Genomic DNA, 26,276 nt, shown 5'->3' with positions numbered 1-26,276 from the left:
AAAGCTTTCATGGCAAAGGAAGGGATCGGACGTATCCGTGTCGACCCATTCAAAATCGTTTGATTAAATGAAAAACGTACGCAGGCCCATCATGATTTTGCAGTCTGTATGTCAGAGGGAGGGTGGGTAGGAGCATAAAATTGATGGCCTCGGCTAAACATTTTGCAATCTGTATGTCAGAGGGAGGGAGCCTTCCGGCAATCTTGATAGACCAGTTTACCATTTTTTCTTGCCGAATTGAATTCGAAAAAATGAACCATCTTCATTGTAAAAACCAATATCGCAGAGGTGGTGGATATATTTCGGAATCATGGTCCTGCGTCCGGCGAATGTACCCACCCGCAAATAAAAGGGAAAAAGACACTCCCTCCTGACGTTGTTCCAAAACGGCCGTCGAATCTAAAGAGGAGGGAGTTGTTAAAAACGATTCTTATTTTTCAACGAAAGAAACCTCCGCCCATCGGTCAGGATGATTCGTGAATGTCTCGGGCACTGTACGATCTCGGATGGAGAGTCCCCCCATTTGCCGGATGGACTGCCGTCCCGCCTTTTCTCAAAACGCATCGAGGGGCCTCGGCTCTTACGGGAGGCGGTTGCCGGCAGCCCGGTAAATGGCATACCATTCTTCCCTTGTGATTTTCACTTCCGAAGCTTGGGCGATTTCTTTTAACCGTTGGATGTTCATCGTTCCGACAATGGGCTGGATCTTGGCCGGATGCCGCAAAATCCAGGCGATGGCCGCCCCGGTTTTCGTCAGCCCATATTTTTCGCCGACTTCGGCCAGCTTCGCGTTCAACTCCGGGAACCGGTCATTGTCGACGAATACCCCTTCAAAGAAGCCGAATTGGAACGGCGACCAGGCTTGGATGGTGATGTCATGGAGCCGGCAATAGTCCAATACGTAACCGGTCCTGTCCACCGAGTTTTCGAAGAGGGTATTCATTTGGATGCCCGCATCGATCATGTTCGTGTGCATCACGCTGAACTGCAATTGATTGACGATCAACGCTTCCTTTACATATTTTTTCAACAGCTCGATTTGCATCGGGGTATGGTTGCTGACGCCGAACCAGCGGACCTTTCCGCTTTCCTTTAACAGGGCGAATGCCTCGGCCACCTCTTCCGGTTCGACAAGGGCATCGGGCCGGTGAAGGAGCAGCACATCAATATAATCGGTTTTCAGCCTTTTTAAGCTGTGGTCCACCGATTGCAAGATATGTTCCTTGGAAAAATCATAATAACCCTTTCGGATCCCGGTTTTCGTTTGAATAAAAATTTTTTCCCGCACGGACGGGTTCATGCCGACCGCTTCGACGAATATTTCTTCCGATCTTCCTTCTCCGTATATGTCGGCATGATCAAAAAAGGTAATGCCCAGCTCCAGCGCGTTCCGGACGACATCCTCCGCTTCTTTTAACGATAATTTGTACATCCGCATGCAGCCGAGGGAAATATTGGACACCGTCAAATCGCTTTTTCCCAATTTCATGGTTTTCATTCTTTTCACCCCACTGTTCTTTTACTTAAAGATTAGCATCTTCCTGGATGCCTTTCCATCCTTTCCCTTTGGAAACGGATTTAGAACTTTGCCAACTGCCATACAAAGAGAGAGGTAACAAAACTGTATGATTGGTATCCAAGTGCCAATATTTTAAGGGAGCTCTTGGTTGATGGATACGCCAAACATGAGGAAAGTGGATTCGTCATAACGTTAAATGATATTTATGGAGCGACGGTTGAGATCGTGTATGACCGACTTTCACAGATGATCGGAGATTATATTTGGGCTTTTCGTTGTAAAAATGAAATCCCGCAGCCAGGATATCTTGACGACCTTATAAAAGTGCTAAAAAAGAAAAGGGTAAAAATGTGGGAAATTATGATCCTTATAAAATCGTTTTTTATAAAATGACCGATTCCGAATTTATCAATGAGCTGGGCTTTGACAAGATAAAAGAAGCGCCGAAGCTGGAACACCACTTGTTTCCCTTTTATGAAAGAATCCTGGAATTCATCAGCGAATACGAGCCCAAGTTTATAAAGATAAAGGATAAAAATGAAAAGTTATTTCGAAACATTTTTTTCTTTTACGCCAATAATAATCAATAACGGATTTTAAATAACTGCAGCCGATTGGTCCGATGAAAGCTGACCGTCCGGGATATAGCCCGAAATCGTCCGATAACGGCAGGGAACCCGTCAAAGGCCTCTCCCGCAAATCAAACATCCACCCTTCGGAAACGGAAGGGTGGATGTTTTTAACGTTCTTTAACTGAAGCGAATCGGGGAAAATATGAGGTGTTGCCCGGCCGGGAAAAAATCCCCTTGCGATCGCCGCGATCCCCTATGATGTTTCCGTCCCCCGGCGCATCAACCCCTGCGGGACCGAATAGCCCCACGGGAGCTTTCATCGGCTTTGCCCTTTACCGAAAGGTTTTTGCCGAACCGTTGGTTGTGTCCATATCCCCGTGGCAGCCATTTGTTTTTGTACAGTACCGGTTCAAGGAACAGGCCGCGCACTGCCCTTCCTTGCTTTTTCTGAAGAAACGCACGAGGGCAAAGCCGGCATACCCGAAAATCAGTGCACCAATGATGGCACTAAACATGGTCAACGCTCCCTTTCAGTTCAATCCGAGCAAAAGGCCCAGGCGAAAGATGACGAAGGAAAGAATGTATGCGATGATCAAGGCGTAAACGATGGCGAACAAGGTCCATTTTTTCGAGCCGGTTTCTTTTTGGATCGTGGCCGCCGTCGCCAAACACGGAATATACAGCAGGGTAAACACCATGAAACTATAAGCGGATAAAGGCGTGAACGCTTCCGTCACCGCATGGACAAGGGATGAACCGTCGGGCACGAAGTATAGGATGTTCATCGTCGAAACGACCACTTCTTTCGCCAAAAACCCGGTCACCAGTGCGGCCGCCGCCTGCCAGGTGCCGAAGCCCAGCGGGGAAAAAACCGGGGCGATCGCGCCGCAAATCAGGGCAAGGAAGCTTTGATCGATGGAAACGTTCAAACCGCCCGGTCCCGCATAACTCAATAACCAAATGAGGCAAGTCCCCGCAAAAATGATCGTCCCCGCCTTTCGGACGAATCCCTTCCCTTTGTCCCATGTGCTCCTGAATAAACTTCGGGCGTTCGGGACGCGGTAAGGGGGGAGTTCGATAACAAATACGGAATCCTCCGTTTTTATAAAATAAGAAAAGACTTTCGCCAACAGCAGCGCGGCGGCTATGCCCAAAAGATAGAGAGACAAGACGACGATCGCCTGATATTTTTCAAAAAAGGCCGCAGCGAACAAACTGTAGACCGAAAGCCTCGCCGAGCAGGACATCAGGGGCGTCAGCAGGACGGTCAGCAGCCGTTCCTTCGGCTGTTCGATCGTCCGCGCGGCCATCACCCCGGGCACATTGCAGCCGAAGCCGATGATGAGGGGAATAATGGCCTTTCCATTCAGCCCGACGGATTCCATGAAGCGGTCCATGACCATCGCAATGCGGGCCATATAACCGGAGTCTTCGATGAATGAAATGAAGAAGAAGAGAACAAAGATTTGCGGCACGAAAACGAGAACGCCGCCGACGCCGGCGATGATTCCGTTGATCACGATATCTTCAATGAACGGGGCCGCATGGACCTGTCTTAGCCCGGCTTGAATCCAATCGGTCAAAGGCCCGGAGATAAACCGGTCGAGCAGATCGGAAAGCGGGGCTCCGACCCAATCGAAGGTAATGCAGAACATCAGATACATCGCGGCGATAAAGATGGGGACGCCCGCATATTTGTTCGTCACGATCCGGTCGATCGTTTCCGTCATGGTCCGTTTGGCGGGATCCTTTATTTTTACGGCTTCTGCGATGATTTCGTCAATAAACTGCTGCCTTTTTTTATAAATGACCTGTTTGAGCGGGGCTGGGCCTTCTTCCTTTTGCAGATCCGCTTCCAGTTCCCGGTAAACGGCCTGCAGCCTGTCCTTCACCCTTTGCAGCTCCGGCATGGAGCGGACGACCGGATTGCCTTCGAGGTACTGCAATGCCAGCCAACGTTTATTTAATCCGCGGATATCCGGAAGGAGCCGGCCAATGGATGCGACGGCATTCTCGATCAAAGCCCCGTAATCGATGTTAAAGTCCGTTCCCGATCCGGGCGCTTCTTTCAGATATTCGTAAATCTTTTGGCAGCCCTTCCCTGTCCTGGCAATAATGGGAGCGACCGGAACGTTCAGTTTTTTTGCGAGGATCTCGGCGTCGACTTCCAAGCCTCTCCCCTTTGCCACGTCGATCATATTCAAGCCGATATAAACGGGCTTGCCGAATTCCAATAACTGGATCGTTAAATGCAAATTTCTCGCCAATTGGGATGCGTCCACGATGTTGAGCACGGAAGTGAACCGGTTTTCCAGCAGGAAACGGGTCGCGATGGCTTCGTCCCTTGTCAGGGGATTTAAGCCGTAGATCCCCGGCAGATCGATAAGGATCCCGCAGTCGCATTTCAGTTTCCCGATCTTTTTTTCGACGGTCACACCCGCCCAGTTTCCCACATATTCATAGGAACCGGTCAACTCATTGAAGAGGGAAGTCTTTCCGGTGTTGGGATTTCCGAATAATGCCACTTCCATTACACGCGCACCACACGGATTTGTTTTGCGTCCTTTCTGCGGATCCCGATGCATTGGCCGCACGCCTCCAGCATGCACGGACCGCCCAAAGGCAAAGAACATTTGTAACAGACTTCCCGCCCTTCCCATATGCCCAAATCGAGCAGCCGTTTTTGGGTGAGCGGGTGGACCCCGGACAGATCCACGATCATTCCTTTATCTCCCGGCCGCAGTTCGGTAAGGTTCACGGTTGGCTCTCCCTCTCCAATCGTCCAGCAAATTGGTGCGGACGAAAATGAGAATCTTTATCAATAAATCCGATTTTATTATGACATAATTTCCTGATGGAAGTCCTTGAAAATTTTATGAACATAAGGAGGAAAAGGCCTTTTTCTGCCCTGACAAGAGGAACGGTCCGCCCGCCGTAAGTCCGCCTTCGACGGCTTGTTTCTTCCATTTCATCCGCAAACGCACCTTCCTTTCGCAAAAGATTTGGCCCGCGTTTTTGACGGCTCGTTTTCGTCACCCCGGAAAGACGGAACGGTCGAACCGCCATGTGCATCCCCGGCAAAAGGGATTGAAAATGTCAAAAACGAATGTGCCCGTCCGGGAGGAATCGTTCAACCGTTCCTTCAAAAATGAGGATGATGCTGCGGTGCTTGAGGCAGAAGGGGAGGTATACAAGGAAAAATGTACCTCTATTGCCGAGATGAACGGGAATATGGCTATGAGGAAAAACCGTCTTCATCCCGTTCTTTTCGAATGCCATCAGGATGAAAAAGGAAGAGCGTGCATAACCTGCCCCGTTCATCCCGGAAGGAGACATCCGGCTGCGGAAAGAAACATCATCTATTTTTTGTCGGTCCGGAAACGAAAAATAGATTGTGAGATGTTTCGGAAAATAATAATATATTCATTTGTAAAGATATTTTTGCGATCGGCAATCCGGTTGACAAAAGGAGAGATGGCCATGATGAAATTTTTCTTGCCGTTTCTGGCATTGCTCGGCGGTGCAGCCATCGCCGTCCAATCCCAGGTGAACGGGGAACTGGGCAAAAAATCGGGGGTGATCGAGGCAACCTTCATCAATTTTGCGATCGGTACCCTCGTGCTGCTCATGGTGGTTATCTTTTTCGGCCGGGGCGAGCTTTCAGCGGCTGCCGCCGTGCCGAAATGGCAATTGACCGGAGGGATATTGGGCGCCTTTTATGTGCTCATGGTCGTTTTTTCCGTTCCGAGGATCGGCGTTACCGCCACTTTGATGTCGGCCATTGCCGGGCAAATGTTGCTCGGCGCCGTCATCGATCATTTCGGATTTTTCGGTGGCGAGCGCATGCCCCTGAACGGGACGAAGATCCTTGCCTTGGGTTTGCTTTTGTTATCATTGATTTTATATCATTCCAGTCAAGGTTCAAAATAAGGGAAGAGATCATGGGTCTTGGAAGACTTTTTCCGCTTGGCGGGTTTCCCAGGACGTTTTTCCAAGGACGGCGCGGTTTGATGCGTCGGCGGGGAAAAATGGCCAAAATTTTTCGCAAGTTGTTTTTCCCATATTTTTGTTCTATTCAAGTCCAATAGCTTGACATATTCGAAAGGCAGGATCGGAAGGAGAGATTTACAATGGCGGTTGATGCAAAGTTGACGGATTTTCGCATCCGCTTTGCCGAAAAAAAGGATGTTCCGCTTATTTTGAGATTCATCAAAGAATTGGCCGAGTACGAAAAAATGCTCGACGAGGTGAAGGCGACCGAAGCGGATCTGGCGAAGTACCTCTTTGAAAGAAAAAACGCCGAGGTGATCTTGGGCGAGTATCAAGATCAGCCGGTCGCCTTCGCCTTGTTCTTCCATAATTTTTCTACCTTTTTGGGGAAACCGGGCATTTATTTGGAAGATCTTTATGTGAAGCCGGAAATGCGGGGCAAGGGGATCGGGAAGGCGATGCTTTCCTTTTTGGCCGGGCTGGCGGTGGATCGGGATTGCGGGCGGCTGGAATGGAGCTGCTTGGATTGGAATGAGCCTTCCATCGGGTTTTATAAACATTTGGGGGCGCGGCCGATGGATGAATGGACGGTGTACCGGCTGCAGGGAGAAAGCCTGCGCCGGCTGGCCGGGCAAGGGGGCGGTTTCTTTTCGGGCCAAACCGATTAAGGGGCGGCCCCTTTTTTGTGCTTATAAACCGCCGGTCCAGGGATGGGCGGCGAGGACGATTGATCCGCAAGCGAATGCGCCCGCACCTTTTTATTTTTCCGGTGATAAAGACAGGCCGTGAAATTCGGTTTTTTCCGGGAAGGGAGGTTTTGCGCTTCCAATATCGGGTGTTGCCGGGGGAAAGTCAAGGAAAAATTAAAATGAGTGAATGGTCATTCAATGCTATAATAGAAGAAAAAGATTACGTGAAAGAGGGGAGAGGAATGAATATTCAAACGGGGGACAAGTTTTCCTGGTCGAGGACCTTCACGGCGGAAGACGTCCTGCGGTTCGGCGAATTGACGGGCGACCGGGGAATCCACCATGTCCGGCCGGACGATCAAGGCCGTTTGATGGTACACGGGCTGCTGACGGCCAGCATCGGGACAAAAATCGGCGGCGATTTGAATTATATCGCCCGGGAATTGAAGAGCGAATTTATCCGCCCCGTTTTTACCGGCGACACCGTTACTTGTGAAGTCATCATTGAAAAGGTCGAACAAAAGGAGGGATACAAAACGATCGAAATGAAAGCGGAATACCGGAACCAATACGGGAAGGTGGTCATGTACGGATCGAGTTCCGGGATCATAAAAGAATAGGGGTTTAAAGAAGATCATATTGCGGGAAGGATATTGCTGTCTGAGCGGTGAGCCGGCCACTCGAAAAAAAATCATCTTGCGGAGGGAAAATGGGAATGGCTTCAAATCCGGAATTTGTCCAATATGTTTGTGATCAAATGAGGGGCGCGGGAAACATCACCTATAAAAAAATGTTTGGAGAATATGGCATTTATTGCAACGGAAAAATCATCGGATTGGTATGCGACAATCAATTTTTTCTCAAACCGACCGAAGGGGGCAAAAAGGTGCTCGGCGCCGTCATCGAGGAACCGCCGTACGAAGGCGCGAAACCCTATTTCAAAATCGATGAAATCGACGACAGAGAGCTTTTGGAAACGGCGGCCAAAGCGACGTATGACGAGCTGCCGGAGCCGAAGCCGAAAAAGAGAAAATCGGGCTAGGATTATTGCATGGTTATCCGTTCATCGGCGGGAAAGACGGCCGCATGGCCAAAAAAGGGCGGAAAAACGGCGGTTGATGAATGAAATTATCCGGCCCTCCTGACCGGCCAAGAAAACGGAAGAACGTTCGATGGAACCGATTCGGAATAGGCGGATCTTCCGGGCATAAGGGAGGGGTTTTTTTTATTTCGGAGGTTTTCCGGGTGGGCCTAACGGACGCGGATGAGTGGCACCGGATCCTTATTTGTCCGAAAGGGACGGATTCCCAAAAGTTGCGAAAAAAGAAGGGGCACGCTTTCCTTTTGTGAAGATCCGCATTCGCCCATCCGGACGCCGAATTTTCCACAAACCTTCGGTTTTGACTGTTGGAGGCAAAATCCAATGGCACCCGAATTTGGACAAAAGACGCCAACCCGAACGGATTGCTTTTTCGGATCAGCGATGTTAAAATATAAATGTTAAATATGTTTAAATATCCCCATTATACCATAACACATTCTTTCGTTTTTGTCAATACATTTTTCGAAAATTTTTGGAGGTGATCCTTTCCATGCCGTTGGAGATCCTGAATATTTTTTCCCCGTTGATCCAAAAAAAGCCGGTGGAGGAGATCCTCAGCTGCAATTCCATGACCGTACGGTACGGACTCGTTCTCACCGAGCGGGATGCCGTTGATTTGCTGGAAACGGGAGACCGGGCATTAAAAAGCAACGGCCGCATCGAATTCGGCGGAGGCGTCATCCCGAAAATCATCGCGGAATTCTGCGATTCCCCGTATCTCACGAAGGACGGTTGGATCGAAACCCTCCGGGAGCTTACCGAACTGTTTTATTACTTCAAAAATGAAACGATGGATCTCATAAGCGATGATGATTTGATCGCATTCATGAAGGAACAATTTGACGGCAAATGCCACGGGTCCCCCGCTTTGCTTGCCGATGCCCTTGATTCCTTTGCCCGGCGGATGCGGGACGGTACGGATCCGGATCGTCCGGAAGATGAGATGGGGGTTGACGATGACGGATATTGAAAAACGCCGCATCATGGACAGGACAAACTTGAGCGGCGAAACCTACTTCCTTTCCCTTTTGCAAGCGGGGCATCATTATGGGTTTTTGACCGATTCCGATTTGGAAAAGATCCAACGGCAGTGCCTTGAGTTATTGGCGGCTAAAGCGGACGAATGGAGCCGCGGCAAAAGCAGCTCGATCCGGACGGAAAGAGCGGAAAGCATCATGAAATCCAACTTGTACACCATCGGCTTGTATCTGAAGACATTGCCCGATCCGGAAGCTGCGGTGCAGGAACTGAAAACGGCAACGGTCAAGGACATGTATCAAAAAGGGCGGAAAATCCTCGGCGCAAAACTTCATACCGCAAAACATTTTTATCATCTGGTTTTAAAGAACAAAATCGTCACCGTCAATGAGGCGTATAACGCAACCCTCGGCAAAAGCGGCATCGGGATCTTTTTCAACACCTACAATCCGGATTTTGAAGCCCACGAAATTCCGGCTTCCATCGATTATCAGCTTTGCCGTCCCGTTACGGACTTGGCCGGGGTCGAGTTTATCCAAAAATATCTCGAGAATGTTTACCTGGAAAATGAATTTTGCCGGCATTTTGCCGCGGAAGACATCCATCATTTGCTCAGCGGCTATGATGAAAATTATCAACATTTGCTGATCAATATTTTTGAACAGGTGCTGACGGGGGCGATCGGCTGTTTGTTGGCGGGAGGGAATGTCCGGAAGTTGGAAATTAACCCGGAAGAAGTCCGCGCTCTCCAGGAGGAACTGTCGGGGGATGAAGATCGGGCCATTGCCTGCAAAATCCGGAAGGCAGCGGGCGATTTGTCGGAACTGGAGAATTTAACAAGGCCTTCCCTCCGCGACTATATCGAAAAAAGCCTGCCGAAGATCACGGCGAATATTCTCCATGCCGTCAGGACGAACACGCTCGATAAAACCTTCGTTCCCCCGCTGCACCCGGAACGAAAGCCAAGCATCCGATTTTTCTCCAATGCGAAAATGGCCGATGAAGCGTACAGGGAAATGATTGCCGAGTTGCTGGTGTGCCGCTTTTCAACGGATAAGCTTGCCCTGATACGGGAAAAAGTGAAAGCTTTCGATGATCTGGAAGACGTATTGCTCGACGCGCGTCTGAGCGTCAAAGAGATCCTTTTGCTTTTCGATTCCCTCGGAGACATGGAAATCGCAGCCCTGATCAAAAGGCAGCCGTTTCACTCGGACGTTCAAGCCGTGGAGGTATCCGAAGCGGAAAAGACCTTGCGTTTCTCGTTAAAAACTTTTTTGGAAAAGCTTCCGTCCGAAAGACGGGAACGGATCCTGTCGCTGGCGGACCGTTTGGTTGAGGAATGACAATTGCCATATGCAAAGACGATCTCCCGTTGAAAAAACACAAAAGATGGTAAATTACGGAATTTTTTTCTTGCGGGGTGCGGCGCTTTTTCTTGAAAACGGATTTGAAAATCAACCGAATTTTCCTAAAAAGAAAACTCAACGTGCTTCCTTGCGCATAAAATGCCCCCTTCCCGACCCGCATGCCGGGCGATGCGGGGAAGGGGGATGAGCCGCCGCCGACCGCCCGATTTCGGTCATGCTCCCGGTTCAAGCCCGCAAAATTGCCAGCAAGCGGTCGATGCCCTCGTCCAATTTGCCGCCCCCATGATCTTGCAGCCATTTTTTCGGGACGACGAGAAAAGGGCGGCCGGATTTCCGCAAATATTGATAGATGATTTCCGCTTCATCGACGTTTTCCTTATGCATTTCCTGCGGGGATGCGTCCGCTTGGCCAAAAACCGATACGATGCGGGATTTGATCCGCTGCTTCAGCCCGTCGCGCCCCCGATTGTCCAGCCGGAGCCGTTCCGCGGAGAGGATTTGATTCCCTTTGATGAGAAAAAGTTTGCACGTTTCTTCGTTCAATCTTTCGAGCAAGGCGATGTTGCGGCGTTTTTCGGCAAAACGGATCGCCTGTTCCTTTTGGATTAAAGAACGGACGGAAATCCAATAGTCCCGGTATCTCGCGGCGGTTTCAAAATCATAACGGGCGGCCGCCTCTTTCATTTTTTCCTTCATTTCCTTCAGGATGGCCGCATCTTTCGCCGACAGCAACAGGGCGATTTGGCTCAGGATTTGCCGATATCGGATCGCGGCTTCCCCGCCGAGGCAGATCCCGAAGCAAAGTCCGAGGGAATAGTTCAGACAGGGATGCCCGGAACTTGATGGGTTCGTGCAGTCGATTCGCAAAAATTCTTTCAATCCCCGTATCGCTTTTTCCACCGTCGTCCGGTTGGGAAAGGGGCCGAAATACAGGCTGCCGTCATTTTCTTTTTTTGCGGCGGCCGTCCGGATCCCGGGCCGGTCTGCGCCCGTACGGATCGCGATATAGGTATAGGATCGGGGATTTTTCAATTTTTTATTGTATCTGGGATCCAGTTTCTTAATGAGCTGATTTTCCAACAGCAACGCCTCAAATTCCGTGTCGGTCTCGATATAATCCAAATCCTTAACGTTTTTGACCAGGTTTTCCAATTTTCGCGAGCGGGTTTTGCCGTTTTGAAAATAGGACCGGACCCTGTTTTTCAAATTTTTCGATTTTCCCACGTAAATGATATGGCCGATGGCATCTTTCATCAAATAAACTCCGGGGGAGGATGGGAGTTTCCTTATTTTATCTTGGAGTCGAATCGGAATATCCCCCTTTCGCGGCTGTTCTACAATATGATTTTAACACAAGGTTTTCGTGCGGAAGCAGGGGGGACATGTTCCTTGGAATCATCCGTGAGAACGGAAATGGCGGGTGGAATGGAAGGATTTTTTTGCCTTTTTTCGAAATAATAGAATAGGCCGAAGGATAAAATGGCAATGAATGACAGGCATATCCATCCGGCAAGGGGATGATCTCATGACAAGGGTTCATGTAAATCCGGAAATATTGGAATGGGCCGTTAAACGTTCGGGAAAATGTTTGGAGGTCATCAAGAAAAATTTCCCTAAGTTTGAATATTGGATGAAGAGGGAAGAACTTCCGACATTTAAGCAACTGGAAAAATTCGCTAATTTCACATTTACTCCCTTTGGTTATTTTTTTCTGAAAGAACCGCCGGAAGAAAAACTGCCCATTCCTCTTTACCGGACGAAAAATGATTCGGTTGAAACGGATCCGAGCGCCAATCTCAAAGATACGGTCTATACCATGGAAAGACGCCAAGACTGGATGAGGGAATATTTGATAGATAATGAAGAACATCCTTTAAAATTTGTCGGAAAATACAAGATCACCGATGATTATTTAACAGTGGCGGAGGACATCAGGCGGACGCTGGGACTGAAAAAGGGCTGGGCGGCCGAATGTAAAACTTGGCAGGAAGCTTTCCGTCTTTTCATTCGAAAGGTTGAAGAGCAGCGAATCATAGTCGTCATCAATGGGGTGGTGGGGAACAATAACTACAGAAAATTAGACGTGAATGAATTTCGAGGATTTGTCCTTGTGGATGAATATGCTCCCCTTATTTTTATCAACGGGGCGGATGGCAAGGCCGCTCAAATGTTTACGTTGGCCCATGAATTGGCCCATGTTTGGTTTGGTGCGAGCGCAGCCTTCGATTTGGAAAGTTTGCAGCCTGCGGATGCGAACATTGAGGAAGCGTGCAACAGGGTTGCCGCCGAATTCCTTGTCCCTGAAAAGGAACTTTTGGATTTCTGGCCTGAGGTGAGGGAGGAACCGGACAGATTTCAGCTCGTGGCCCGATATTTTAAGGTCAGTGAGATCGTTTCCGCACGCCGGGCATTGGATTTAAAATTAATTACAAAAAATGAATTTTTTGAGTTCTATCAAAGCCAATATGTGAACCAACAACGGGAAAACCGGGAAAGCAGTGATGGCAATTTTTATTATACTTCACTTTATCGTGTGGGCCGTGTATTTGCGGAAGCGGTCATCAATGCCGTGAAAGATGGTCAGTTGCTGCATCACGAGGCCTATCGCCTGACCGGCTTGCAAGGGAAAACTTTTATCGAATTTGCCGAGCGATTGGGCTTTGGGGGGAACGGTCTGTGAGCGGCGGTCGAGTCTATTTGTTGGACGCAAATATTTTTATTGACGCATATAAAAAATATTATGCGTTTGACATCGTCCCTTCCTTCTGGGAAAAAATAAAACAGCAAGCGGAAGCGGGACGCATCATCAGCATCGACCGGGTAAAAGATGAAATTGATCGTTATCATGAAGAGGATGAATTGAAAATATGGGTAAATCAAGTATTCGGCAGGTGGTTTGTATCTACCGATAATGAAGAAGTAATCGAATCCTACAGAGAAATTATAAATTGGGCTTATCATCAGTCCCAATTTACCGATGCCGCCAAAAACGAATTTGCATCCGTCGCCGACAGCTGGTTGATCGCTTGTGCGAAAACCTATAACTGTGCATTGGTTTCTTGGGAAAGACATAGACCAGAAAAAAAGAGCAGAATTCCGATGCCAAATGTTTGCCTTGCATTCCATATTCCTTATATTGGCAATACTTTTGATTGGTTAAGAGAATTGAGGGTAAAAATATAATGATTTTAGCAATTTTAAAAAAGGAATCTTCTGAGAGTAACAGAAGATTTATCGGCTTGGGTGTTTTCTGCGACCTGCTCCCTGCAAACCATGGCCCATTCCGGGGATTGACGAAAGATCCGGGAAGCAAGCCCGATTCCAGACCGACAGAAAAATGCGGAAAAAAGCCCGGATCCGGACGAAAGTAAAATCCCGACGGAAAGCCCGATCCCGGGACCTTACCGAAAAATTCGCAGGATCATGCCCATGACGAAAATTCGTCACCATACGTAAGGCCCGAAAATACCTTCTTGTCGGATATTTCTACCTTGACCTATTGAGGGATTCAGGTATTTTTGGGATAGTCCCATTCCTTGATCTGACAGAGACAATACGAAAAGAAATCTTTCGATTGGATATGGCTGATTGGAGTCGTCAAGGAAGATCGGCCAATAAAAGAAAGGAGCTCCGTTGGACAAATTGAAATTGAATCCGGATACCCAATATATCAAAAGGATTACGCTGAAAAGGGAAAGAATCGATTCCTATGACGAATATCCCCTGAACCTTCCGGTCGTCCGGAATCTCCGGGAATTGGATCTGCATCCCAATGTGACTTATATGATCGGTGAAAATGGCATGGGCAAATCGACGCTGCTTGAGGGGATCGCTGTCGGCCTCGGTTTTAATCCGGAAGGCGGGACCCGGAATTATCGCTTTTCCACCTTCGACACCCATTCCCGGCTGCATGAGTTTTTGCGGATCGCAAAAGGGGTATACCGGCCGAAGGACGGTTTCTTTCTCCGGGCGGAGTCTTTTTACAATGTGGCGACCTATGTGGAGGAATTGGGGCCCGAAGCGGTGATGACTTTCGGCGGAAAATCCCTGCATCGGCAATCCCACGGGGAATCTTTTTTTTCGGTTTTTCTCCACCGGTTTCAAGGGAAGGGCCTATACATTTTGGATGAGCCGGAAGCGGCTTTGTCCCCGCTCAGGCAGATCTCCATGCTGCGGAGAATCCACGAACTGGTCAACCGGGAATCCCAGTTTATTATTTCGACCCATTCCCCGATCCTCATGGCCTATCCGGAAGCAAAAATCTTTGAGCTGACGGAGGAGGGGATCTTCGAAAAAAGGCTGGAAGAGACAAACCATTACGCCTTGATGAAGCAATTTTTTGACGATAAGGACCGGTTATTGCATCACCTGTTGCAATAGCAAACGGACAATCGGGAGCCGGCGTCTGCCGGATCTTTTTTCCAATCCCCGGAAAATGGGGAGGTCGATCGAATTGTCGCGAAAAGGAAAATATTTTTTGGCCACACTTTTGATTGCGGCGGTGTTTTCCCTGGCCGTATTCGCCTTCATGGAGAAAAAAGCGGTGAATCGTGCGGTGGAAAACGGGTATGAAGCGACGGATATCGCTTTAGGTGTCGGAAGGGATGAGACGGAAGTGAACCTTTCCTGGTATACCCCGGAAACATCGGTACCGGGTGTTATCCAAATCGCGGAAAAGTCCTTCATGAAAGGTTCCGAATTTCCCGTTGATCACGCGAAAACGGTAAAGGCGCTACTTTCATCCGCCAGCCCCGGGTTTTCGTCCCATAAAGGAACGGTCACCGGCTTGGACAGTTCCGCGGAATATGTTTACCGCCTGGGGGACGGAAAGGGGAAGTGGACCGGCCCATTTACGTTTCAAACCGGACGGGGCGACGCCTTCACGTTTCTTTTTGTATCCGATCCGCAAATCGGGGCAAGCGGCGATTCGGCGTCCGATGCGGCCGGATGGGAGGATACGCTGAAAAAAGCGTACAGGTCCTTCCCCGATACAAGTTTTGTGATTTGCGCCGGGGATCAAGTCGATGACCCGTATAATGAGGAGCAATATGCCGATTATTTTTCGCCGGGTCTTTTAAAACAAATCCCCTTTGCGACGGCCGTCGGCAACCATGATGCATCGGAACTGTACCGATATCATTTTCATGTGCCGAATGAATCTTCCTTCGGAAGGACGTCAGCCGGCGGAGACTATTGGTTTGCCTACGGCGACGCCCTGTTTATGGTTTTGAATACGAACAAAAAGGACGGCGAAGGCAAGGCTGCGGTAAGGAATGTGGGAGAACACATCGCGTTCATGAAAGAAACATTGGAAAAAAATCAAAATGCCAAATGGAAATTCGTTGTTTTCCATCATTCGATTTACAGCGCGGCCAACCATTCGCAGGACCGGGACATCATCCGGCTGCGCAAGGACCTCGTTCCCGCGCTTGACGCACTGGGCATTGACGTTGTATTCATGGGGCATGACCATTCCTATGTCCGAACCTTTCCGATGAAGGGAAACCAGCCCCTGCCGGTGCAGCGAACCGACGGGCGGGGCCGCGTCGTCGACCCGCCGGGCACCGTTTACTTTACGGCCAACTCCGCCAGCGGCAGCAAGTATTATGATTTGGTCCGGGGTGAAAACGAAGACTACGCGGCGGCAAAAAGCCAGCTGTACCCCCCGGCATTTTCCGTCGCGCGTGTCACGCCGGAAACTTTTGAAATCGGGACTTTCCGGACGGATACAATGGAGGTGATTGATTCCTACGCCATCGTCAAAAAATGATCCCCCGGGTCCTCCCAGCCGAAGGATATTGTGGGCTGACAATATTCCTTCATTAAGCGGGGATCGTCACCGTCTTCCATATGGTTCCGCCCGGCAAGTCTTCATTTGAAAAGTTCGGGCATGACAGGCAGATTGGAAAATGCCGGCGGGTATAACTGGCCTTTGTTGCCCCATATTCCGCGTTTCCCACTCTGTCTGTTCCCATTTGAAGCCAAGCGCAGGATCCAACGGATTTCGGACGGGATTGTCCGCCGTCAGTGCCAGGCGCTCACTCCGCCTTTAACATTCGTTACTTTAAATCCGTGCTTTTTTAACAAGGAACTGGCTTTCCTGCTTCTTATGCCGCTTTGGCAAATCACGACAACTTCCTTTTCCTTGGACAGCTCGTTCATTCTTTGCGGCAGCTGCTGCAGCGGGATATTTTTAAAACCCTGGATATGGTTTAATTGGAATTCGCCGGGTGTGCGAACATCGACGAATTGTTTGTTTTTATCTTTTAATTCGTTTTTCAGCTGGGCGGCGCTGATCTGCCTGACCCCTTTCACCGGCAGAAGGGGACGGATGGCAAAGAAAATGACGGCCGCAAGGAGTAGATACCCCAAAACATCCACTTCCAAAACCCTCCTTTCATGATGGAAAAATGGGCCGGATCATATTCGTGGCAGTTTTAGCGGGAATCCGATCCCCGGCAAATTCAAATTTAAGTATTCCTTGTCTTCCATTTTTTGCTTACCTCCGGCAGATGTGCTTTAAATGTAACGGAGAAATTTGATGTGCCGATCCGTTTCCGCAACCGTTCCGGGAAAACCCTTCCGAATATTCACCGGCTTTTGACCAACAAATTGACCGCTTCTTTAATGAGTTCATCCGCCTGCTTTCCTTCCTGTTGCGCCGCCAGCACGCATTCGACCAAATTGGCGCTGACGATGACGCCGATCGTCCGATCCAATGCGGAACGGACAGCGGTTAATTGGGTAATGATTTCTTTGCAATCTTTATTTTCTTCCATCATTTTCAATATCCCGCGAAGCTGCCCTTCCATCCGTCTGATCCTGTTCTTCATCTGCGCATTGTATTCCATTCGTTCATTCCCCCCATGAAAATTCACCATTTCTGTTCAATCGGGACCACAGAAACATTGCGCCTTTACGGAAGGAGCCCGTAGGCATAGGAATAAGTTTTCCAGCCTCCGTCCAGGTTTTTTACGGAAAAGCCATGGTTTTTTAAGATCCGGCTGGCCAAATAACTTCTTTGCCCCGATTGGCAGGCGACATAAATCGTTTCTCCCTTCGGCAGTTCATCGAGCCGGTTTCTCAATTCGTTCAGGGGAATATGGACCGAACCTTTGATATAGCCCCGTTCCCGTTCCTTCGCTTCGCGAACGTCGATGAGCAACCCTCCCCCGGCAATGATTTCATCCACCTCATACCATTGGATTTGTTCCAAGTCGCCGGCCAATATATTGGAGGCGACATAGCCGGCCAGATTAACCGGGTCCTTTGCCGACGAATAAGGCGGCGCATAGCACAATTCGAGATCGGTCAGATCATCGACCGTCAATCCGCCTTTGATCGCCGTCGCGATGACGTCGATTCTTTTGTCGGCGCCTTCGCGCCCGATCGCTTGGGCGCCGTATATTTTTCCCGACCCTTTATCGAATAAAAGTTTTAAGGCGATGGGACCGGCTCCGGGGTAGTAGCCGGCATGGGAACTCGGGTGAAGATGAACGGCTTCGTACGGAATTTCCAGGCCCCTTAATGTTTTTTCGTTTAATCCGGTTGCGGCTGCCGTATAATCGAAAACTTTCACGACGGAAGTTCCGAGAGTCCCGTAATATTTCTCCTTTTTTCCCATGATGTTGTCGGCGGCGATCCTCCCTTGGCGATTGGCCGGGCCCGCCAGCGGAATCGTTCCTTTTTTGCCGCTGATCGGATGCACGGTTTCGATGGCATCTCCGATGGCGTAAATATGTTCGTCGGAAGTTTGCAAATATTCGTTGACGATGATTCCCCCGCGTTCGCCCAAGGATAGCCCGGCGGTTTTCGCCAGTTCGTTTTCGGGCCGGACTCCGATCGAGAGAAAGGTCATATCCGTGCCGATTTCTGTTCCGTCCGAAAGCATAATTTGTTTCCCTTTGTTTTTGAAGGCCTGCACCTCTTTTTTAAAGATGAGCCGGATTCCTTTTTCCCGCAAATGTCTGTGCAAAATTTGCGCCATTTCGAAGTCCAGCGGCGCCATGATCTGATCCGCCGTCTCGATGATGGTCACTTCAATCCCTTGACGGGCCAGATTTTCCGCCATTTCGATTCCGATAAAACCGCCGCCGATGACGGCCGCCTTTTGCGGTTGATGCCGATCGATAAAATCTTTTATCCGATCCGTATCGGGAATATTTCTTAATGTAAACAATCTTTCATTTTCCTCCAATCCGGGAATGGGAGGAATGACCGGCTTCGCGCCCGGGGACAGCAACAATTTGTCGTAGGATTCCTCATACCATTCTCCCGTCTGCAAGTTTTTGATTCGAACGATTTTTTTGTTTGGATTTATGCCTACTGCTTCACTGAGAATTCGGATATCAAGGTTATATCGTTCCGACAATCCTTTAACGGTTTGCACGAAAAGTTTTTTTCTTTCTTTAATGATTCCGCCGATATAGTAGGGCAGCCCGCAGTTGGCATAGGAGACATGCTCTCCCCGTTCCACTAAAACAATATGGACATCTTCGCTCAGCCTTCGAAGCCTGGCCGCGGCCGTCGCCCCGCCGGCGCTTCCACCGACGATAATCACTTTTCTTACCATCCTGTTCCCTCCTGCGGTTGGTTTTTCCTTTCCGCCGAAATGCCGATAGGAGGATCATTTGCGTATCCCGCCTACGGGCGATTGGCGCATGCGATCCCGTTTTTTAGAATTTTTGCCATGTTTGCATGTTTGGCCCGATCGATCCGAAAGGTCGGAGGGATGCACGGGCATCCCGTGGGTATTGGTCAGTAAGTCCGATTTATTTTAATGCTTCTAGAATACGTGCCGGGTCATAGCCGATGATCCATCGCCCGTTCACTTCCGTCTGCGGAACGCCCAATTGGCCGGTCGTGTTCACGAGTTTGGCGATCATGCTTGGATTTTTGTCCAAATTGACTTCGGTAAATGGGATATCCTGTTCTTTTAAAAATTTTTTTAACATCATGCAATAAGGGCAATGGGTCGTTGTATAAACGGTTACTTTGTTCATTTTCACAAACCTCCCGTGAATGGATTTGTGGTTCGTTCCGAATGTCGTCAGTTGGCAGCCAGGCGGGTGCCGGAACGACGGCGGTTTGATGATCTTCATCTTCAATCATTTTTCCGGCAGGGCCCGCATTTTACTAGGTTAAGAACAAAAAGGGTCATTCCACCTCTCCTTCCCAAGCCTGCATGCCGCCTCTCATATTGATGACCTGGAAACCGCGGGACGCCAAAAGCTCGGCGGCAAGACCGCTCCGGCCTCCGGAACGGCAGACCAAAATGTATTCCTTCGTTTGATCCAGTTCATGAAGGCGGAATTCCAATATACTCAAAGGAATGTTTACCGCCCCGGGAATTTTCCCTTCCGCCATCTCTTCGGTTTCGCGAACATCGATAATGTTGAGTTTTTTTCCTTCTTGCAGCAATCGTTCCACTTCCTTGGCGGACAGTTCTTTCAAAACCTGTTCCTCCCTCCACGATGATTCCTTTCGCGGACGGCAAAGCAGCCTCCAAGGGGAAGGCCGGTTTTCCCGCTTCCGAAACGGCATCTTCACCTTCACGCCGGATATATACATATACCCGTACGGGTATTTAATAAAGGAAAATTTTACGGCGGATAAACACTTTGCCGCCCTGTTCACTATCCCTATCATATACCCTGTAGGGTATTTGGTCAAATGGTTTGCCTGCTTCCGGCCGCAGTTTATGGCAATTGTCCATACCGTCTTTGGACATTAACGGTACAAAAAATCATACGCGTTTGCGGAGAGGTTTTAAATGATGGTTTCCCGGCGCTTCTCAACGGGATTGCATAACGCGAGGAATATTTCTCCGGGAAACCTTGTTTGGAAAGGCCGTACGGAAAAATTGAGATGATGGCGTTGCCGTTCAACCTTCCTTTCTTCCATATTTTCTTCGCCCCTGATCCCGGAAAAAGTCCTTTGTGCCGCTCCCGCGGCGCTTTCAGGTGATGAAGGCGAACGGTTGCATGTATTTCCAACCAGGGAATCGACGAATAAAACTCCGTTTGCGGCAACCCGATTGCACTTCAAAGAATAGCAGCGGAATATATCAGGAATATGTCAAAGGGAGGTTTTTCGATGGAAGGGGAGAATTTTAACGGCAAAGGTGGAAATGGGAAGAGGAGGGTTGAGCGAATTCCGGGAGTCCGGACCGGACCTTTGATTACAAAAAGGACGGGGCAGGGAAGAAGTGGGTGGAGATAAGGAGGGAGTGCGGGGAACGGAAAATGGAAACAAAGACGCGCCGCGGTGCGGCAATCTTCCATTTTCCTCAAACCGTGGGGAGGGACATGACAAAAAGGATTACCTGTATCCGCCGAAATGAATTTTTCTGCTGCGGAACTGCCAAAAAAAAACAGGATAAACCCGCAATGAACGGGAATTATCCTGTTTTCCCTGCGCCGTCTGAAGTTTTCCCTTCCGTAACCGGCTCTTGCCAATCTTTGCAGACGTCGATCCAATCCTTGGCCCCGGAATATTCCTGCAATTCTTCCGGGCTCACTTCGATGGCGGAGTTGATGCTTCCGCATGCGGGGAAAACGGTTTTGAACCGTTTTAAGGACAGGTCTAAAAAGACGTCCAAATCATTGGCCAATCCGAAGGGACAAACCCCGCCGACCGCGTGGCCCGTTTGTTCGAGCACTTCCTCGGCGCTTAACATCCGCGCTTTAAAACCGAAGGTATGGCGGAATTTTTTATTGTCGATTTTGGCGTCGCCGGCGGTCACGACCAAGAGGGCCCGCTTTCCTTCGCCCCGGAAGCACAAGGTTTTGGCGATGCGGGCCGGTTCGACGCCGATGGTTGCGGCGGCCTGTTCCACGGTGGCGCTCGGGGTATCGAAGACCATAATATCCCGGTCCCGGTTCCATTTTTTCAGATGGGCTCTGACGCTTTCCAGGGACATACGACTTTCCTCCTTCATGGATTTCATAGGATAGATAATTTCTATCTTATCATAATGATGCAAATTTTATGAGACTTGAGGCTTTTCGGGGCGTGATTTTATCGGAAGGGCTGCCGAAGGGGTGCCGTTCCTTGCATGCGGCGAACGCAGCCCGGACGGGATCCTGCGGGGGATTTGCTCACCGGTTCTATTGAAAAATGATTCTGTGTTGATATTAAGTCTAATTAATGGAAAATAAAAATTTGTCGTGATAGTATTGATATTGGCCAAATTGAAATGCCAATGCGGCCGGAGAACAATGCAACTTGCGTGAAGGGGGTTTTTTTATGCCGCAAGAACCGATCGTTGTCCATGCCATCATTGACGGCGAAAAAATCAAATCCGAAAAATTGGCGCCGCGGGAAAATCCGGCCCGTCCGGATGAAATCGTCGGCTATTATCCGGTCAACACCCGCGAGGAAGCGGCCAGGGCCATCGATTCCGCTTACCGCGCCTTTCCCGGCTGGGCCGAAACTTCCGTCGATGAGCGCGTCGAACGGATGAGAAAAGCCATTCAGAAGATTAAGGACGCGACGCCGGAAATCGTAACACTCCTCTCCAGGGAACACGGGAAACCCTTGTATGATGCGGAGGGAGAAATCGCCGTTTCCTTAATGTGGATGGAATATGCCTGTGACAATGCCAAAGAAGTGCTGAAAGATGAAGTCATCGAACATGATAATGGGAGAACCATCATCGCAAGGGATCCAAAGGGAGTCATTTCGGCGATCACACCGTGGAATTATCCGCTGTCCCTCTCCACGATCAAAATCGCGCCCGCGCTTCTGGCAGGCAACACGATGGTTTTGAAACCTAGTCCGTTTGCGCCGCTCGCCGTAAGCAAGGTCGTTGAAATGATTGCCGATGAGTTCCCGAAAGGCGTATTAAACCTTGTGAACGGGGACAGTGACATCGGCGTCGAATTAACGACGAATCCGAAAGTTGCAAAAATCGCGTTCACCGGGGGAACACGAACGGCTTCCCATATTATGAAGTCTGCGGCAGACACCATCAAGGACATGACGCTGGAACTGGGAGGAAATGACGCGGCGATTATTTTAAGGGATTTTGACGTGAATGATGAAAGGGCCATGCGCCGCCTCGTGATTTCCAATTTCCTGACGGCCGGACAAATCTGCATGATCGCGAAACGGGTATATGTGGACCGCTCGATTTATGACCGATTCGTGGAAAAATATATTGAAGCGGCAAACAAGTGGATTCGCGTCGGCGATCCGTTCAATAAAGAGGTGACGATTGGTCCCGTAAACAACAAAAGACAAATGGAGTATGTGCAGAGCTTGATTGACGACGCGGCACGCAAGGGAGCGAAGGTCATTAAATTGGGCAAGGTATTGGATGAGGACATCTTTGAAACCGGCTATTTCTTGCAGCCGACTTTGGTTTTAGGAGCCAATTACGATGACCCGATTGTCGTGGAAGAACAGTTTGGGCCGACCGTGCCGATCCTGCCCTTTGATGATGATGATCATGCCATTCGGCTGGCCAATGACAGCATTTATGGCTTAACCAGTTCCGTTTGGGGAGAAGAGCGCCATGCGCTGGAAGTCGCCAAACGCATTCAGGCCGGAACCACGATGATTAACACGGCGGCCGTCCAGGGATTGGATGTCCGTTTCCCCTTCGGCGGCGTGAAACAATCGGGGATCGGCCGCGAATATGGCAAAGAGGGGATTCTTGCCTATACGGATACGCATGTCATCAACATACCCAAAGTCGGGGAGCTGCCTTACATTCCGGAGTGACGGATGGAACCGATGAATGGGCGGCATCCGAAATTCCGAACTTGATCAAAGATTTACGGAACAACCCGGACAGCCATAAAAAGGCCGGAACGGCCTTTTTTGGCTGCCTTTTTTTGTGTGGATGCCGGCAAATGGAGGGAAAATCTTGAAATCGGGAGATCCCGAATCAGGAAAAATGGGTCGGGCCGAATGGACCGATCGAATCCGGCGGATCCTTCAATAGTCCAGCCATCCTTCCCGTGAAGGAAGGATATTTTTGAAAATTTTCCTGAAGAATCCCTTGCATTTCCGACCCAACTTTTATATACTACATTACAACAGTAATGCACTAATTCTAAGAGGGGAAATGTGTTGATCCTTGCTCTCCCCGCATCTGCGCTAAATGCGGGAAGTTTCGCCCGACGAAGGGAGGAAATAGGTTGATCTTTGATCCGGATGGTTTAAAGCCCATTTACATACAAATCGCGGAATGGCTGGAAAACGAAATCCTTGCGGGAAATTTTACGGCCGACCAAAAGGTGTATTCCCAATATCAGCTGGCTGAGATGTTCAACATTAATCCCGCCACTGCGGCAAAAGGGCTGAATATATTGGCGGATGAACAGATCCTTTATAAAAAAAGGGGTCTGGGCATGTTTGTGACGACGGATGCCAAAGAGAAGATCCTTAAGAAACGGAAAAACCGAACGCTGAAACGATTGGTGCAGGAGGTAGTGGCGGAAGCGAAAACCTTGGGCGTCGATGTGGAGGAGTTATTCGCGATGATCAAAAAGGCGTATGAAGAAAGGGAGGAAAAAACATGATCGTGGTGGATGCGCGGGATTTGGTCAAATCCTACGGGCGGACAAAAATCTTAAAAAACATGACCTTTTCCATTGAAGAAAATACGATTACGGGTGTTGTCGGCAGAAACGGAGCCGGAAAAACGACGCTGCTGAAAATCATTGCCGGGTATTTGCGGGAGACTTCCGGCCAAATTCAAGTTTTTTCCCGGCGGCCGTTCAACAATCTTTTCGTCTCGGCCAACTCCATCTTCATCGATGACCAAATCAGCCTCCCGGATTCATTGACATTAAATGAAATTTTAGAAACGGCCGGATCCTTTTATAAAAATTGGAATCATCATTTGGCCAAGGGCCTTCTTGACTATTTTTCCCTCCGGCCGGACCAATATCACCGGAATCTTTCGAAGGGGATGAAAAGCACGTTCCACATGATTTTGGGGCTCGCTTCGCGCTCCCCCTTAACGATCTTTGACGAGCCGACGTCGGGGATGGATGCGGCGATCAGAAAGGATTTTTACCGGGCGTTGTTAAAGGATTATCTCGCCCATCCGCGGACGATTCTTCTTTCGAGCCATCATTTGCAAGAAATCGAAGATTTGCTGGAAAATGTGCTGTTGATCGACGACGGGAAGGCCCTTTTGCACATATCCGCCGATGACCTGAAAAAATGGGCGATCGGATTGAAAGGAAAGCGGGAAACCATCGAAAGATGCGTAAAAAACCGTGAAATTTTGCATGAGCAGGAATTGGGATTTGACCTTGTCTATACCGTTGTTCGAAATGATTTCCCGGAAGATGAGCTGGCGCGGATGATGAGCTGGGGCGTGGAGGTTTCGCCGGTGTCGTCGAGCGATACGTGCGTGTATTTGACCAAGAAGCGCAAAGGAGGCATTGATGATGTCTTTCGTCGAAGTGAAACCGTCTGAACTTGTCAAAAAGCAATATTTTTTTAAAATGAAATCTTATTCGCAAGTTTTCAGTTCACTGATTTTCCTTCAATTGTTGGGCATCTTCTTTTCCGTCGGTCCGGCGGGCGGATCCGTTTCCCATGATAATTATCTGGAAATCGACTATTCGCATTATTCCGCCAATATGGTTTTTCTCTTTACGATGATATGGGCATTTATTTCCGCGGTCCTCATCACGACAAAAGCCTATCGTTATGATGATTTTGTCTTTGTTACGAATCGGGTGACGAGCCATCTGTCGAACATGCTCTTTTTGGCGACCATCAGTCTGATCGGCGGTTTGTGCATATATTTATCGGGGATTTGTGTAAAGGTAATCGTTGCTTTTTTTACGGACGGCCGGATTGTGGCCCCCGCGGACTCGGCCGCCGATGCTTCTTCGTTATTCATCGGGGCATTGGCAATGGTTCTTTATTTATTGCTGGTATGCGGCTTCGGTTATTTGACCGGAATGGCCGTGCAGCTCAATAAACGGTTTATCGCCATTTTGCCCGCCCTGTGGTTGGGATTCATGTATTCCAATGGAACGAGCAAGATCGGGCAATTTTTCCAGAAATGCATTCATTTTTACACCCATGAATCATCCTTTATGATTTTTTCGATCAAAATGTTGTTTACCATCATGCTCCTGTTCCTGCTTTCGATCCTGATCTCCAACAGGATGGAGGTGAAATCATGATCGCTTTCACATTGATCAGTATCTTGATTTTCGTCTTCCTCATTTACCTTTTGACCACTCTTTTTGCAAAGGCGAAACGATCGATATTTCCCTGGAAAAAAGTGTACTATTTTTTGGCCGGCTATATCGCCCTGTTATGCATTGTTCATGTGGCGTATGCCCTGATCCCGGAGGAAAGGTTTACGGAAATCGAGACCGTCGTCGAAAAAGATCCGCTGAAAAAATACGACGAGCTGTATGAGACGGTCCGGGCGGGGAAAGGGGAGGAAGCCGACGCTTCGTTGGTCGAGAAAAGGTGGGAAAAGCAATATCCGTTTAAAGCATTATATATTAAAAATGATCGAGAGGATCTTGATTGGCATTTTTCGATTGTTATCGAGCGAAAAAAGACAAATGACGGAAAAATCGAAGGCGTGCTTTATAAAAATGCCGCCGAAGTAAAACTGAACGGATTTACGACGGTGATCCCGCTCCGTCCGCCCCAGTTGAAATGGGACGAGGATCAATTCATCATCCGACCGCAAAAATTGCACGTTCACTACGCCTTTTTTGATATGGACGATGTGACGAAACAATTTTTGGGAAGAAAAAATGAGCAGAACGGCGATGATGGTTCTTTCGAGGGTTCGGCATTCCCTTATCATCTCATCTATTTGCGGATCCCGAAGGATGTGTCGGTCATCAACGAAAGCAATATGAATGTCGAGCTGATCGGGGATTGATGCCATTTTTACAAATCCGGCCGTGTCCGGATGTTGATCGCTCGAAATCAACAGGAAACCGTCGTTTTGCCATAACTCCGGCAGATCCATTCGCGCGCATGGCCGGATGCCGGCATTTCCCGCAGCGCCACCCGTAAAGTCCCGGCACGGGTAATATTCCCGGAAAGAAACTGACAGCC

General features: G+C 49.1%; 27 protein-coding genes. 16 read left to right on the top strand and 11 right to left on the bottom strand.

Features of this window, described 5'->3' with window-relative positions:
- Positions 1-580 precede the first annotated feature (580 nt).
- On the bottom strand, positions 581-1,498 hold the full coding sequence (locus A3EQ_RS0100585; RefSeq protein ID WP_020153245.1) for an aldo/keto reductase: 918 nt from the start codon (positions 1,496-1,498) through the stop codon (positions 581-583).
- A gap of 371 nt (positions 1,499-1,869) precedes the next feature.
- Between A3EQ_RS0100585 and A3EQ_RS0100580 the strand changes: the two genes are divergently transcribed.
- The gene (locus A3EQ_RS0100580) at positions 1,870-2,109 is read left to right on the top strand and encodes a hypothetical protein (RefSeq protein WP_020153244.1); all 240 of its coding nucleotides are present in this window, start codon (positions 1,870-1,872) and stop codon (positions 2,107-2,109) included.
- Between the two features lie 314 nt (positions 2,110-2,423).
- Here the strand turns inward: A3EQ_RS0100580 and A3EQ_RS0100575 are convergent, their stop codons facing one another.
- Genes A3EQ_RS0100575 through A3EQ_RS0100565 form a run of 3 tightly spaced genes read right to left on the bottom strand, consistent with a single transcriptional unit; the run spans position 2,424 to position 4,849 of the window.
- Positions 2,424-2,606 carry a FeoB-associated Cys-rich membrane protein gene (locus A3EQ_RS0100575; protein WP_020153243.1) on the bottom strand — a complete coding sequence of 61 codons (183 nt, stop codon included), beginning with the start codon at positions 2,604-2,606 and terminating at the stop codon, positions 2,424-2,426.
- Positions 2,607-2,621: 15 nt separating this feature from the next.
- A complete protein-coding gene (feoB, locus tag A3EQ_RS0100570) occupies positions 2,622-4,622 on the bottom strand; it encodes a ferrous iron transport protein B (protein ID WP_020153242.1) in 2,001 nt (666 codons plus the stop codon).
- On the bottom strand, positions 4,622-4,849 hold the full coding sequence (locus A3EQ_RS0100565) for a FeoA family protein (protein WP_020153241.1): 228 nt from the start codon (positions 4,847-4,849) through the stop codon (positions 4,622-4,624). The genes feoB and A3EQ_RS0100565 overlap by 1 nt, the downstream gene beginning before the upstream one ends.
- Positions 4,850-5,574: 725 nt before the next feature.
- Here A3EQ_RS0100565 and A3EQ_RS0100555 point away from each other — a divergent pair.
- The 6 genes from A3EQ_RS0100555 to A3EQ_RS0100520 all read left to right on the top strand — a co-directional run bounded on the left by A3EQ_RS0100555 (position 5,575) and on the right by A3EQ_RS0100520 (position 10,193).
- Positions 5,575-6,021 carry a DMT family transporter gene (locus tag A3EQ_RS0100555; RefSeq protein WP_026499620.1) on the top strand — a complete coding sequence of 149 codons (447 nt, stop codon included), beginning with the start codon at positions 5,575-5,577 and terminating at the stop codon, positions 6,019-6,021.
- Between the two features lie 218 nt (positions 6,022-6,239).
- On the top strand, positions 6,240-6,749 hold the full coding sequence (locus tag A3EQ_RS0100550; RefSeq protein ID WP_407637022.1) for a GNAT family N-acetyltransferase: 510 nt from the start codon (positions 6,240-6,242) through the stop codon (positions 6,747-6,749).
- Positions 6,750-7,012: 263 nt separating this feature from the next.
- Positions 7,013-7,390 carry a MaoC/PaaZ C-terminal domain-containing protein gene (locus A3EQ_RS0100540; RefSeq protein WP_020153236.1) on the top strand — a complete coding sequence of 126 codons (378 nt, stop codon included), beginning with the start codon at positions 7,013-7,015 and terminating at the stop codon, positions 7,388-7,390.
- A 95-nt stretch (positions 7,391-7,485) separates the two neighbouring features.
- Positions 7,486-7,812, top strand: a complete 327-nt coding sequence (locus A3EQ_RS0100535) for a TfoX/Sxy family protein (protein ID WP_020153235.1) — start codon at positions 7,486-7,488, stop codon at positions 7,810-7,812.
- Positions 7,813-8,362: 550 nt separating this feature from the next.
- Positions 8,363-8,842, top strand: coding sequence for a DUF6323 family protein (locus A3EQ_RS0100525; RefSeq protein WP_020153233.1), 480 nt, complete (start codon positions 8,363-8,365; stop codon positions 8,840-8,842).
- Entirely contained in the window at positions 8,829-10,193 is a 1,365-nt protein-coding gene (locus tag A3EQ_RS0100520) for a DUF6179 domain-containing protein (protein ID WP_020153232.1), read from the top strand. Before A3EQ_RS0100525 ends, A3EQ_RS0100520 begins: the two co-directional genes overlap by 14 nt.
- Before the next feature lie 249 nt (positions 10,194-10,442).
- Here A3EQ_RS0100520 and A3EQ_RS0100510 read toward each other — a convergent pair whose 3' ends face one another.
- Positions 10,443-11,474, bottom strand: coding sequence for a GIY-YIG nuclease family protein (locus tag A3EQ_RS0100510; RefSeq protein WP_407637019.1), 1,032 nt, complete (start codon positions 11,472-11,474; stop codon positions 10,443-10,445).
- Between the two features lie 331 nt (positions 11,475-11,805).
- On the opposite strand from A3EQ_RS0100510, the gene A3EQ_RS0100500 reads away from it, so the two are divergent.
- The 4 genes from A3EQ_RS0100500 (at position 11,806) to A3EQ_RS20395 (ending at position 15,987) form a co-directional block, all read left to right on the top strand.
- On the top strand, positions 11,806-12,897 hold the full coding sequence (locus A3EQ_RS0100500; RefSeq protein ID WP_244874547.1) for an ImmA/IrrE family metallo-endopeptidase: 1,092 nt from the start codon (positions 11,806-11,808) through the stop codon (positions 12,895-12,897).
- The gene (locus tag A3EQ_RS0100495) at positions 12,894-13,400 is read left to right on the top strand and encodes a DUF4411 family protein (protein ID WP_020153227.1); all 507 of its coding nucleotides are present in this window, start codon (positions 12,894-12,896) and stop codon (positions 13,398-13,400) included. Before A3EQ_RS0100500 ends, A3EQ_RS0100495 begins: the two co-directional genes overlap by 4 nt.
- Positions 13,401-13,859: 459 nt before the next feature.
- Complete coding sequence (locus tag A3EQ_RS0100485) at positions 13,860-14,597, top strand: AAA family ATPase (protein ID WP_026499616.1); 738 nt, start codon at positions 13,860-13,862, stop codon at positions 14,595-14,597.
- Positions 14,598-14,670: 73 nt separating this feature from the next.
- On the top strand, positions 14,671-15,987 hold the full coding sequence (locus A3EQ_RS20395) for a purple acid phosphatase family protein (RefSeq protein ID WP_020153225.1): 1,317 nt from the start codon (positions 14,671-14,673) through the stop codon (positions 15,985-15,987).
- A gap of 254 nt (positions 15,988-16,241) precedes the next feature.
- Here A3EQ_RS20395 and A3EQ_RS0100475 read toward each other — a convergent pair whose 3' ends face one another.
- The 6 genes from A3EQ_RS0100475 to A3EQ_RS0100435 all read right to left on the bottom strand — a co-directional run bounded on the left by A3EQ_RS0100475 (position 16,242) and on the right by A3EQ_RS0100435 (position 21,138).
- Entirely contained in the window at positions 16,242-16,598 is a 357-nt protein-coding gene (locus tag A3EQ_RS0100475) for a rhodanese-like domain-containing protein (protein ID WP_026499615.1), read from the bottom strand.
- A 209-nt stretch (positions 16,599-16,807) separates the two neighbouring features.
- Entirely contained in the window at positions 16,808-17,068 is a 261-nt protein-coding gene (locus tag A3EQ_RS0100470; protein ID WP_020153223.1) for a metal-sensitive transcriptional regulator, read from the bottom strand.
- 65 nt (positions 17,069-17,133) lie between these two features.
- Positions 17,134-18,789: a CoA-disulfide reductase gene (locus A3EQ_RS0100465; RefSeq protein ID WP_020153222.1), complete on the bottom strand. Its 1,656-nt coding sequence runs from the start codon at positions 18,787-18,789 to the stop codon at positions 17,134-17,136.
- Positions 18,790-18,988: 199 nt separating this feature from the next.
- Positions 18,989-19,219 (bottom strand): glutaredoxin family protein, encoded by a 231-nt coding sequence (locus A3EQ_RS0100460; protein ID WP_026499614.1) that lies wholly within the window; start codon positions 19,217-19,219, stop codon positions 18,989-18,991.
- Positions 19,220-19,373: 154 nt separating this feature from the next.
- Positions 19,374-19,670, bottom strand: a complete 297-nt coding sequence (locus A3EQ_RS0100455) for a rhodanese-like domain-containing protein (protein WP_026499613.1) — start codon at positions 19,668-19,670, stop codon at positions 19,374-19,376.
- A 946-nt stretch (positions 19,671-20,616) separates the two neighbouring features.
- Complete coding sequence (locus A3EQ_RS0100435) at positions 20,617-21,138, bottom strand: YbaK/EbsC family protein (RefSeq protein WP_020153217.1); 522 nt, start codon at positions 21,136-21,138, stop codon at positions 20,617-20,619.
- A gap of 326 nt (positions 21,139-21,464) precedes the next feature.
- On the opposite strand from A3EQ_RS0100435, the gene A3EQ_RS0100430 reads away from it, so the two are divergent.
- The 5 genes from A3EQ_RS0100430 to A3EQ_RS0100400 all read left to right on the top strand — a co-directional run bounded on the left by A3EQ_RS0100430 (position 21,465) and on the right by A3EQ_RS0100400 (position 26,097).
- Positions 21,465-22,943 carry an aldehyde dehydrogenase family protein gene (locus A3EQ_RS0100430; RefSeq protein WP_020153216.1) on the top strand — a complete coding sequence of 493 codons (1,479 nt, stop codon included), beginning with the start codon at positions 21,465-21,467 and terminating at the stop codon, positions 22,941-22,943.
- A gap of 419 nt (positions 22,944-23,362) precedes the next feature.
- On the top strand, positions 23,363-23,746 hold the full coding sequence (locus tag A3EQ_RS0100415) for a GntR family transcriptional regulator (RefSeq protein WP_020153213.1): 384 nt from the start codon (positions 23,363-23,365) through the stop codon (positions 23,744-23,746).
- Positions 23,743-24,654: an ABC transporter ATP-binding protein gene (locus A3EQ_RS0100410; protein WP_020153212.1), complete on the top strand. Its 912-nt coding sequence runs from the start codon at positions 23,743-23,745 to the stop codon at positions 24,652-24,654. Before A3EQ_RS0100415 ends, A3EQ_RS0100410 begins: the two co-directional genes overlap by 4 nt.
- Positions 24,626-25,375 (top strand): hypothetical protein, encoded by a 750-nt coding sequence (locus A3EQ_RS0100405; protein ID WP_020153211.1) that lies wholly within the window; start codon positions 24,626-24,628, stop codon positions 25,373-25,375. The genes A3EQ_RS0100410 and A3EQ_RS0100405 overlap by 29 nt, the downstream gene beginning before the upstream one ends.
- Complete coding sequence (locus tag A3EQ_RS0100400) at positions 25,372-26,097, top strand: hypothetical protein (RefSeq protein ID WP_020153210.1); 726 nt, start codon at positions 25,372-25,374, stop codon at positions 26,095-26,097. The genes A3EQ_RS0100405 and A3EQ_RS0100400 overlap by 4 nt, the downstream gene beginning before the upstream one ends.
- Positions 26,098-26,276: the final 179 nt, after the last annotated feature.

This window comes from Caldibacillus debilis DSM 16016, from assembly GCF_000383875.1.
GTDB lineage: Bacteria > Bacillota > Bacilli > Bacillales > Caldibacillaceae > Caldibacillus > Caldibacillus debilis.
The sequence above is the reverse complement of the archived record's forward strand: the minus strand, read 5'-3'. Positions and strand labels throughout refer to the sequence as shown.